Genomic DNA, 10,932 nt, shown 5'->3' on the forward strand with positions numbered 1-10,932 from the left:
GCGGGAAGCCTCTCGAATCCGCGCAAGAGCTTCTAAGCAGGCTCGGAGCAGCGCGGACTGCCCGAAAAGGTCTTCGCAAGAGTAGCCCGAAAGGCCCAACTCCGGGAAGACTGTGAGCGTCGCATGACGCTCCGCCGCTTCTTCCAGCAGTGCGATCGTGCGCTCCGCGTTCGCCAAGGGATCCGCGAGGCGCACCGTGGGGATCCCGACCGCAACGCGAATGAACCCGTGATTGTTGAAGTTAAAAAATTCCACCCTTGCCCTGATCCGGGAAGCATCGCAAAGGGCACCTAGGCGAAAAAGCGATTTCCCGCAAGAAGATGGTGCCAACCGCCGGGCTATCGATGGCCGCCGCCCCCGTGAAATCCGCCTCCGCCTCGAAAACCTCCGCCGCCTCGGTAGCCGCCGATGCCTCCGCCGCGATATCCGTGAAAGCCCCCTCCGCCATAGCTCCTACCCGCAAATCCCCGGTTTCCCGCAGAGCCGCCTCGAAATCCCCCCATCGAAGCCCCTCGAAAGGTCCCCGCTCCGCTTCGGACTCCGCCCGAAGCTCCTCTCCAGGAGCGGGAGCCGACGCCGGAAAACGACCGCCCCCCCGTGCTCTGGAAGTGCGCTCCTCCCCCCGCCCCGCGCCATGAACCGGTACCGCTTCGGCCGGCTGCGCCACCACTGCCGCCCCAGGAGCCCGCGCGGCTCCCTGAGAAAGTTCCTCCTCCCCGATTCGCACCACCGCTGCCGCCAAAATGACTCCAGCCGGAGCTTCCACCACCCGCGAATGACCTAGATCCCCCGGAGAGAGCCCCCTGCCCCCCAAAGTGGCTCCAACCGCCCGAAGCGCTCCCGCCCGCATGGGCCCCTGCGGTCGTACCCGCTCCGGCAGCGTGGCCGCTCCACGGGGTAGCTCCCGCGGTCCCCGTATGCCCTCCCGCTCCCGTATTCGCCCCAAAGTGTGAGAGTTGGGAAGCTCCTCGAACCGCCGTCGCGCCATGCGTTGCTCCGCCCGTCGTGGTTGCCGTACCGGCGGCGGCATGGCTTCCTCCCACCGTCCCCCCCGTCTTTTGGGCACCCCCCGTTGCCGCTGTTTGCCCATGGCCGGCCGCGGCGGTTGTTGTCGCATTTGCTCCTGCCGCCGTCCCGGCGGCTCCCGTATGACCCGCGGCGGTGCTGGGCGCCCCCGTCTTGGCCGCCGTCATCGCTCCTCCGGCGGTCGCACCGGTCTTCCCCGCCGTTGCGGCACCCTGCGCCGCCCCGTGCGCGCCGCCGGCCGTTGTTCCCGTGGTGGCTCCGCTGCGTGCTCCGGCCTGCTGCGCCGTCGCACCGCTCCGCGTTACGTTGGTGACGTTCCTGACGTTATTGATGTTGTTGATGTTCGTAATATTCGTCCGATTGAAGACGCCCATTCCGCCCCATCCCCAACCTCCCCAACCCCAACCGAACATCGGCCAGCCGAAACCGAACCCCATCATGGGCCAGCCGAAGCCGAACATCGGCCAACCAAAGCCGAAGCCGAACATCGGCCAGCCGAATCCAATCCCGAAGCCGAAGCCAGGCCAACCAAAGCCGAAGCCGAGACCCAAACCGAATCCCCAAGGATAGCCCCATCCCCAACCCCACGGGTACCCCCATCCCCAGCCGCCCCAGCCCCAAGGACCCCACCATGGGTTATAAGGCATAAAGGGAGCCGCCGCATAATAGCCTAGGCCGACCCCAGGCCATCCGGCATACCCATAGGACCAGGGGGGCACAGTGGCGCCCACGAAGATATTGGTCACATTCCGGCCCGTGTCGTCGGAGTAGCCATGATAGACGGGGTAGTCGTCCCATAGGGAGGAAGGAGGAGTCGCCACCTTCGCTGCCGCCATCTCGATCGAGTCGCGTCTCTGGTTCCACTGGTCCCACCCGTCGGCCGCCGGCGCATCCACCACTTGGTATGCGGGATTGGTCCTCCCCTGAATGATCATCATCTTCCCGGCCGGCAGATCGACCGATCCCTCCGGAGAGACGACCCGGGCATCTCCTTTGCGAACGATCGCGGTGGTCGTTTCCCCTTCCACCTTGACCCGGTAGTCTCCTTCCTGGACCGGTTGGATGCTTACCCCGGGAGTCTCGATGGCGATATCCCGCTGATTCCCTCCAAAAACCGAGTAGGTCGCCGTTCCTCGGACCAGTTCCGCCTTGATTGCGGAAGGGCTCAGTTCGCTGATCCGTGTCTCTCCCTCCTCTCCGAGGCGGAGAAAATTGTTCGGATCGATTCGAACTTCGGCTCGGGATTGCGGTCCCGTTCGGAGCCGATCGCCCGGATGGAGCGATTCCCTGGGATAGGCGGGCTTCCAACTTTCCGACCCCGCCTTTTGCACCGACACCGATCCTTGGTATGCGGAAAGCTGTGCGGTCTCCGAAGCGGATTTTCCGAAAAGGGGAAGGCCGGAACAGGCAACGAGTATGCCGATCAGCGGCAGGCGCTTCATAGCACCCTCCTTTTAAGGGAAAGATTAGCCCGATCCCGGCCGTTGCAAAGAGAATTCCATCGAGCGCTCCGTAGCCGCTTCTCCGCCGGAGGGAAAAAGGCCATACCAGAAGGAGGGACAACCCAGTTCGGCGGAAGCGGCCGATCACGACCAGGGAAGCGGGTGGGCAAACCACCGACTCCAGCCCGGAGCGGAACAGAGTCGCCGCCGCTCGGGCAAGCCCTCTGCGGGAGCGGATCCGGTTTCCCACATCCCTCTCCCGATCGGTTTCCCGAGCATTCTTTTTTCCCACCCGTTTCAACGGACCCGAAGAGGAGGCGAGGGCCAAACGAGATGGGTAAGGCCGTAAAGCTCCCACGCAAAGGGGGGATACCCCAGATAGCCAGGCAAGGGCATTGCGAAAAGATGCCAGAAATCGAAGAAGGGAATCCGGTAGACCCAGTAGGGATTCGATCGGCTATTCCAAAGTTCCCAAAAAAAGCCGCAAAAGAGCCCCGCCAATCCAAAACCGACCAAGGGTCGCCAGTCGCCCTTCCCGATCGCCTGGAACAAGGAAGGCCTTCCTCTCCGGGCATTGATCGGATCGGTCAGGAAGACCAGCGACGTCCAGAGAAATGGGAAAAAGATCTTCGGAAAGAGGAGGAAGAGGACGAGCATCCCGAATCCGGCGAAAAACAGAAGACCGAGCCATTTGTCGACGGCCAACCGACGTCCCTTCGGACAGAAGCGCGAAAGCCATGGAAAGCTTCCCAACCATTCCGCGGTAACCAAAACGGCCGGGAGAACGGTCGAGAAGCTGAGGGAAGAGCAGATCACGAAGAGCCAGGGCGGAAAATCCTCTTCGCCGACATAGGCCCAGTTTTGGCCCCGGAGGTTGAGAAGCTCAAAGAGCCACCAGATAGCGGCAGAAACGGGAAAGAGAGAGACAAACCACCCTTGTTTCCGACCCAGCAGGGAGCTACCGGTCCGGCGGCAGAGGAGCCCTTCGATCGTGAGGATGTAGCCCAACCAGAGGGGAAAGAAGAGCCAGGCCGTCGGTCTCCCCGGCAGAAACCAGTTGAGCGGCCAGAAGAGGGCTACGAAAATCAGGCCGATCCGAAGCTCCATCCGGCCGATCGCCCTTTGCCGCGCCTCTTCCCGGGTTTTGCACTCCTCCATGGGCGACTCCCTGCTCACCTTTCTCCGGCGACCGACCGCCGCTCATCCTCCGCGAACCGCCGTCTTCCGCGGGCTCTTCCTATGCCCTTTCTTTTTGGCGGGAGCCCTGGAAGAGGGGCTGCTCTCCTCGCGACCGGCTCCGTCCATATGCTTGATCGCTTGATAAAGGATGGCTTCTTCCAGGTAAGTGATCCAAGGACCGGGAGGAACATCCTTCCGGTCGACGAAGCGCCAACTGATCCGATCCCGCCCCCGTAAGCCGAGATACTCCTTGACGGCCGGGGAAACGTCGATTCCCGCCGAAGCCCTTGGCCGATCCCCTCCGAAGACATAAGCCGCATCGTCCGAAATAAAGGGCCCGGCGTCCATCCATTGGGCGTAGACCCGCTTTCCGCCCGGCCCTTCTATCTCGACCCAATGCCCCTCGCACCGGGACCTGCCGTCGGCCGCCTCCGATCCGTCCCAGGGAATCCATTTCTTTGCCAACGCGGGATGAGCCAGGTCGTTGAATGGCAGCGCGACATAGAAGGGATTCAGGGTGGCGGCATGGGTGCCCGGAAGGAGACCCGCCCGAGCCGCTGGGCTATCTTCTCCTCCGTAGTGACGCACCCAACGCGCGTCCCAGGCGCTCTGCAAATTTCCGCTCGGACTCTGCGGAGCCCAGTCCGTTCCGATCCAAAAGACGGTGGCGATGATCCCACGATGCCAGGCATAGACCGAGGAGATCCGAGAATGCTCCCGCCCCCTCGGAGACTGGCGGCTGGCGGAATGGGCCGTCGCCAACGTGCCGACCAGAAGCCACCCAAAGAGAAGCAACCATCGCGCGCAGCGGAAATGTCGGAGAGGAAAGTGCCCTCTGGAATTCATCGGATTCGATTCCGGCACCCCGGAGGCAACGCTCGCAGAGGAGTGGCGGGGAAATAGGGCGAAATGCGCGCTATCCCCCGATCAAATTCGCAATCTGCCTCCGCACCCGATTCAAGCCGCGAACGACATCCTCCTCGACGCTCGAGCCGTTTCGCCGGTGATGGACGCGCTTTTTCTTCGATTCGGCAACCCTTTTCGTTCCGGTCTCCCTTTTCTGAACCGTCTGCGCCGGCTGCTCCTCTGCCTGCTCTTCGGCCGTCTCGCTGCCCGCCTCGCTCCGTTGCTCCGGAGGTGGTGGATGGTGGCCGATAGAGACGCTCCAAGGAGCCTGCCCCTGCGGTGGCGCAACGGCTTGCTCACGGCTGGCGCTCTTGTATCCGGAGGCTTCGGGTATCGCCGGGCGCGCCCGAGAGGCCTCCACCCGATCGAGCTCGGCTTGCAATTCCTCCACGCGGGCCTGAAGGCTATTGCGTTGCCCGGCTACGGACGAAAGCAACCGCTCCTGCTGTTTCCGGGTGCGAACCAGCTCTTCCTCGAGTTTCTGGACGCGATCCTTCAATGCCGCAACCTCCGAACTATTGGCATTGGTGGTGGTTTCGAGGCGCCGAATCTCCTTTCTCCCCTCGAGGCGAGCCACTTCCGCTTGGATACGCTCCATCTGCGAGCGCAGATGGAGCACTTCCTGCGTTTCTGCGGCAACCGGGTTTTCCGCTTGCAACCGCTGCTGCTCGGCCTGAGCTTGCGCCAACTGATTCTCCAGCTGCTGGACCGTTCCCTCGAGTTGCACGACACGTTCGGCTCCCTGCCCCTTTTCTCCGGCCTGGGCGGCTGTTTCCTGCGCGGCCTTCGCCTGTGAAAGCTCGTTTTGGAGCGTGGCCACCTGACTGCTCAACTCCTTCATCTTCTCCCGAACGGCCTGCCGCTCCATCGTCTTTTCTTGGACCGCCTTGGCGTGAGCCAGCTGCCCTTGAAGATCCTGGAGCCGTTTTTCCAGACGGGCCCGCTCCTGCGCCTTCTGCCGGCTGTTCCTCAGCTTGACGACCTGCGCATTGAGGGAATCAACCTCCGCCGAAAGCGCGCCGATCTTCGCAATCTCGGCCTGATTCGCCGCTTCCTCCTCTATCTCCTTGGTGCGTGCTGCTTTGAGCTCGCCAAGCTCTCCTTGGAGCTTCCCGAGAAGCTCTCGAAGCTCGGTCATCTGGCGGTTGACCGCCGCCTTGTCGGCGTTGTTCTCCCGGCTGGCTTCTAACTTCGCAAGCTTATCCTCGACCTCTTGGAGCCGACCCTCTACCGGAGAAGCGGGTGCTGACGGCTGCGCCGCGGGCAGCCCCGCCATCCGTTTTTCCACCTCGGCCAGTTGTTTTCGCACATAGCTCAACCGGTACTCCATGATCTGTCTCTCCCATTGGGGATTCGCCCGATGGAGCTCCTGGAGGGCCGATTGTGCTTCCCGATATTGCTCCGCCGCCTTTGTGTAGAATCCCTGTTCCGCCGCCCGGTCCGCGTTCTGGATCTCTACGTAAATCTGCAAAAAGCGATCCTGCGGTGAGTTCCCTGCGGCACTTTGGGCCGCCCGCAGCGGCAGCGCCGCAATCCAGAGAAGGGCAAAGGAGCAGCAGACGATTGCTCCCCCCTTCCGGGCCGTCGCTCTCTTTCGCCCTTTTTCACACATTGCCGCTTTCTGCATCATATCCCATCGCTCGGTTTCTGACCACGCCAAGCCGATCCAATCTCCGCTTTTTCCTCGACATCCGATTCTTGGGGAGCGCTCCCCCGATTTGGTCTCCCCGACGGCAATTCTCTTACCACCAAGAGTTCTGTTCCTCGATCATCGATCGTCTTGACCGCAATCCTCCGATGCCTTCCGGGGGGAAACGGGAAACTCGCGCCTCCCGCAAGGGGCCGGCCTATCCGCTCCGCCGCGCCCTCTTCGAGTGCGCGCCCCACTTCCTCCCATCCCTTCGTTCGCGGGAAAAAGGCCACGCTGGGAGTAAAGCAGCACCCGTCGTAATCGGTGTCCAAAAACCAAGCGGGCAGCTCTTCCGGCTTTTGGAGCTCCTCCGTCCCCTCGACCGGATGGAAAACGGTCATGCCGCCGAGCTCCACCACCCACATCTCCGTCGTTCCCTCCGCTCCCTTCCTGAGCCTCACCTCCGGGATTCCGACCAAGGAGAAGATCTGGCTCGAAGGCGTCGATTTGAGCAGGGATCCCATGAACAGATCGAGGCTCGCTTCGACGTAGAAGAGCCGAGTCCCCCCTCGCCTCTTTTCCCGGAGGCGCTCGAGAGCGGCGGGATCGAGCGCAAACCCTATGATGTAGACATCCTCGTAGCCCATGCTCTTGGCTTCCCCGGCGGCCGAGCGCACCAATCCTTCCCCGATCGGCTCGTCTTCCGGTCCGAAGGAGATCGCGACTCGTTTCCCCGCAAGCTCCCCTTCCGCGCAAAGAAGCGGATGTTCCAACTCTCGGATCCTTTGGAGGCGAAGCCTTCGCCGGCCACTCGCCTCGAAGACGGGGGAGAGTCGAAGAACTTCCCCCATACGCTTCCGGAACGACGGGGATTGTGGGACGACCCTTTTTGCCTTTCCCGCCTCCCCCGGGAAGAGACCTTCCACGGAAAACGGACCAGAGAGGCGGATCTCTCGCTCCGCTTCCTCCGGACAATCGACGAGCAGCTCCTCGACGGCGGGTCTCTCCTTGGCGATCGCTTCCAAGGTCAGGTGGGGAACGATCCCACCCACCTCCTCTCCCTTGCCGTTTTGTCGTCTCGCGTAAAGAAATCCTCCCGCGGGACCCTGCTTCGAATCGCGAAGAACGTAGTAGGGAAAGATAGATGTCAAGAGACGCATGCGGGTCAGCGCAAGCGGCAAGCGGGCGGCATCGATACAGATCCAACGTCTCCCCCACCGTTCCGCTACGACGCCGGTCGTCCCGCTGCCGCAAGTCGGATCCAGGACGAGATCCCCGGGATCGGTCGTCATGAGAAGACACCTCTCAACCACGCGCTCCACGGTCTCCACCACGTAGCGGCGGTTCCTCTGGAAGCTCGGTCGGACGTCCGCCCAGTGGTTGGTCAACCCCACCACGGGAAAATCGGAAAGATAGCGCTTGTACATCAACGTTCGGCCGCTCACCACCAGCCTTCCCATCCTCGCCAGCCGCTCCATTCCCTCCCGCGTCGTCTTCCAATGGCTGTTCGCATAGGGCCGAAAGAGCTTTCCGCCGAAAGAAAAGGCAAAGCTTCCCCGTGCGCTCGCTCCGGCACTCCGTAAGTCGCCCAAGGCAAAGATCTTCGATCCCGGGGGCAGCAGCCCGGGGTTCGCCTGCTCCGCCGCGGAAAGCTTTCGACAGCTCCCGTCCGGCAGCTCCACCCAGCGGTAGTTGGTCGCCCCTTCGGTTCCTGGCCGCTTCCGCCGGTAGAGCGCTCGGTACTTTACTTGCTCCTTCTCTTTCGCATACCAGAGGAGATAATCGGAAACCCCCCGGAGAAGCTTACCCGGCAAGGCCGAGGTCTTCCGAAACGAGATGAGACTGACGAAGTTTCTTTCTCCGAAGACCTCGTCGAGCAGAGTGCGAACATGGTGGAGATTCTCCTCCCCGATCTGGAGAAAGAGGCTCCCACTGCGATGGAGTAGCTCCTGGCACAGGATGAGCCGCTCCCGCAGGTAGGCCAAGTAAGAGGGTAGGCCGAACTCCCAGCTATCCCGATAGGCCCGGACCCGAGCCGGCGGCTGTTCCTCCTCGTCATTCCGCCCCCGGGCAAAAGGGTGGAAATGCGAAGGAAAGTTGACCCCGTAGGGAGGATCAAAATAGATCGCCTGGACCTCTCCTCTCCGCCCTTCGCGAAGGAGCAGGGAGCGCAGGACCAAAAGAGAGTCGCCCAAAATGAGTCGATTTTGCCAGCCACTGGGATAACGGTAGCTTCTCAGGACTGGCGATCGACTCCGCTCGACCGAAGCTCGGACGAGTCCTTCCACGATCTTCTCCGCGCAAATCCGCTCTCTGCAAAAGAGATTCGGAATCGAACCGGCCGCTAGGAAGGCTTCCTCCCCGGAGCCGTCCCCCGACCGAACGAGCCGGCAAAGCTCTTCGACCGCTTCGGCCAATCCTCCTACGCGCGCAGCAAACCGCCCGCGACCAAAAAACTCCCGCGGCTGTTGGAAGAGATGGGGTGCTGGAAGCGACGCCGCTTCGTCGATCCGGGCCAAGAGCCACTGACGAAATGCCCGCCGCTCTTCCCACGGAAGGTCGCTTTCCGTATCGTCCTTCCGCTCTCCTCGCGGCTGATCCCGCACAATCCGCGCCCCGCTTCCCATCGGCCGCTTACTGTTCACCGTAGAGACGGGCCATCCTCCGGGACGCATTGCCGATGGCGATCCGAAGGCACTCGGGGCGGAGCACCTCGACATGCGCTCCCCACCCCAAGATCCAGCGCTCGAGCTCGGCCGAAAGACCGATCCGTAGCGAAAGCTCCACCCTATCGCCCACCTTCCGGATCTCTTGGGAAGGATGCCACTGGCGCTCCCCTACGAGCCGGGCGGCCAGCGGGTCGAGCCGAAGCCGGATCTCCTCGGCCGCTTCAGCCTCGAAAACCCCGAAACTCTTCTCCAGAAGATTCGCCACCGAGAAGCCCTTCGGCCGTGTGAAACGGTGCTTGAGCAAGGTCGGCTTTGCGATCCGGCTCAAGGCGAAGGTTCTCACCGCTTCTCGCAGCAGATCGAAGCCGAAGAGATACCACTGCTTTTCGATGTTAGCCAGGTGATACGGTTGAACCCGTCTCCTGGTTGCTCCCTCCGCCTCCAGCTTCCAATAATCGAACTCCACTTCCCTAGACTCCAAGAGAGCCTTGTTGAGGAGGCGGAAGACCCGGAAATCGGCCTTGGCAACCCCCACCGCGCGAAACGAGTAGACCTCCGAAATCCAGTCCCAGGAAAAGGTGATCCGCTCGGTGAGAGAGCTTGTGATCTTTCGGAACGCCGCTTCCAGCGCCCGCGCGAACGGGGTCTCCCGGTACTGCTCCAGCGCCTTTTCAGCGACGAGAAGCGCGACCAGATCCCCTTCGGTCATCGCAAGAAAGGGGAGCTGCCCCATTTCCTTAGTGTAGACAAACGATCGCTTGCCCGGGTCATACTCGATCGGCAGATCGAGCTGTTCCCGCATGAAGTCGATATCCCGCTGGATCGTCTTACTGGAAACCTCCAGAGCCTTGGCGAGCCGCCGGCAGTTCGCAGTCCGCTTGGAAGAGAGCAACCGATGGATCGCGATCATCCGCCGCATCGGCGGCCGGGAAAACGGAAAGACCTTGGCCCGCATGCGTCCCTCTCGTCCTGTGGCTACTCCCCGGGGGGAGAAGGAGCAACGTTTTTTTGAGAGAAGGCCGCGAGCCGGACACACTTTTTCCATTCAATGCGACAGAAAAGAAGAGCTTTTGTAAAAACGACCGAGGAGCCGCTGCGCGTAGAGTCTCGTCGTAATAACACTCGCGCCAGTCTTGGACGGAGCAGACCGATGCCGTGGAGACCAGCCGAGGGCTCGCAATCGCACTTCCGCTCCCCGATCCGGTCGAATGGCAAGACCCGCTTCCGCCAGTGCGTCCCTCGCCGAGGAAAACGTCTTCTCCGAAGACCTCTCCTTTGCCTAACCCAGCTTCACAGGAACGAGGAAAGCGACCTGGCCGCAGCGGAAGGTTTTTTCCTGCCCACGGTTTATCCTTCCCGCCATGTCCGATGCCATGTCTTGCAATCTCGATCACCGTCGCGTGGTGGATCGAAACTCCGAGGCGGCGTCCGTAACGAAACCGCACGCACCGCATTCGCGCTCTCCAGGCGTCCATCTGATCCGTAAATCCTGAGGCCGGCAGCGAAAAGGACCAGTCCTACTTTCTTCAGCTTCTCTAGGGATTTCTCGACGCTGTGAAAAAGCAGCACGAGTCGAGCTCGTACCGTAGGGAGCGGCGAGCAAGCGATCGGTGGGGCGAGACTGAGTGGGTTGCACGGGAATTCATGGGCCGCTGCGTTTCGATTCCGAACGGCTGCAAATCTCCCGAGGAAGATGCGCGAGATCTTCTCATGATCGCATCGGATCGGCCCACAATGGCCGTCCTTGGCGCTCGACATAGCCATTGCCCAGAGAAGTCGGCGAAAGTATTCTTTTCCATAATGAGCCTCCCGATCCGTTCTTCCGACGACATCCTGATGGCGCTCCGGGAGCATCCGGAGTGGAAGGAAGAAGTGCGGCGCGAGATCCTCACCGAGGAGCTTCTGGGGCTGCCAGCCATGGTGCGCTCTCTGGCGGAAAGTCAGCAGAGGACCGAGGCCACTCTCCGCTCTTTCATGGAATCGACGCAGGCGTTCCAACGCTCCATGGAAGAGTTCCAGCGCTCCATGGAAGAGTTCAAAGAGGTGACGAAAAGACGTCTCGAGGCGGTCGAGAAGCGAT

Annotated in this window: 7 protein-coding genes and 1 pseudogene; 1 reads left to right on the forward strand and 7 read right to left on the reverse strand. The window is 61.9% G+C overall.

Going from position 1 to position 10,932, the window contains the following annotated elements; all coding sequences use genetic code 11:
• The 7 genes from FN369_RS05935 to FN369_RS05965 all read right to left on the reverse strand — a co-directional run.
• On the reverse strand, positions 1-255 hold a 255-nt coding region (locus FN369_RS05935; RefSeq protein WP_281290929.1), incomplete at its 3' end, for a nitrilase-related carbon-nitrogen hydrolase.
• Between the two features lie 83 nt (positions 256-338).
• Entirely contained in the window at positions 339-2,468 is a 2,130-nt protein-coding gene (locus FN369_RS05940; RefSeq protein WP_142525274.1) for a FecR domain-containing protein, read from the reverse strand.
• A 297-nt stretch (positions 2,469-2,765) separates the two neighbouring features.
• A complete protein-coding gene (locus tag FN369_RS05945; RefSeq protein WP_142525275.1) occupies positions 2,766-3,626 on the reverse strand; it encodes a hypothetical protein in 861 nt (286 codons plus the stop codon).
• 42 nt (positions 3,627-3,668) lie between these two features.
• Positions 3,669-4,493, reverse strand: coding sequence for a hypothetical protein (locus FN369_RS05950; RefSeq protein ID WP_178087708.1), 825 nt, complete (start codon positions 4,491-4,493; stop codon positions 3,669-3,671).
• A 70-nt stretch (positions 4,494-4,563) separates the two neighbouring features.
• A complete protein-coding gene (locus FN369_RS05955; protein WP_142525276.1) occupies positions 4,564-6,183 on the reverse strand; it encodes a coiled-coil domain-containing protein in 1,620 nt (539 codons plus the stop codon).
• On the reverse strand, positions 6,180-8,828 hold the full coding sequence (locus FN369_RS05960) for a DNA methyltransferase (RefSeq protein WP_178087709.1): 2,649 nt from the start codon (positions 8,826-8,828) through the stop codon (positions 6,180-6,182). The genes FN369_RS05955 and FN369_RS05960 overlap by 4 nt, the downstream gene beginning before the upstream one ends.
• Complete coding sequence (locus tag FN369_RS05965; protein WP_178087710.1) at positions 8,818-9,807, reverse strand: helix-turn-helix transcriptional regulator; 990 nt, start codon at positions 9,805-9,807, stop codon at positions 8,818-8,820. The genes FN369_RS05960 and FN369_RS05965 overlap by 11 nt, the downstream gene beginning before the upstream one ends.
• A gap of 845 nt (positions 9,808-10,652) precedes the next feature.
• Between FN369_RS05965 and FN369_RS05970 the strand changes: the two are divergent.
• Positions 10,653-10,932 (forward strand): annotated as a pseudogene (locus FN369_RS05970) (hypothetical protein); the annotation flags it as partial.

The organism is Methylacidimicrobium cyclopophantes, assembly GCF_902143385.2.
Taxonomy (GTDB): Bacteria; Verrucomicrobiota; Verrucomicrobiia; order Methylacidiphilales; family Methylacidiphilaceae; genus Methylacidimicrobium; species Methylacidimicrobium cyclopophantes.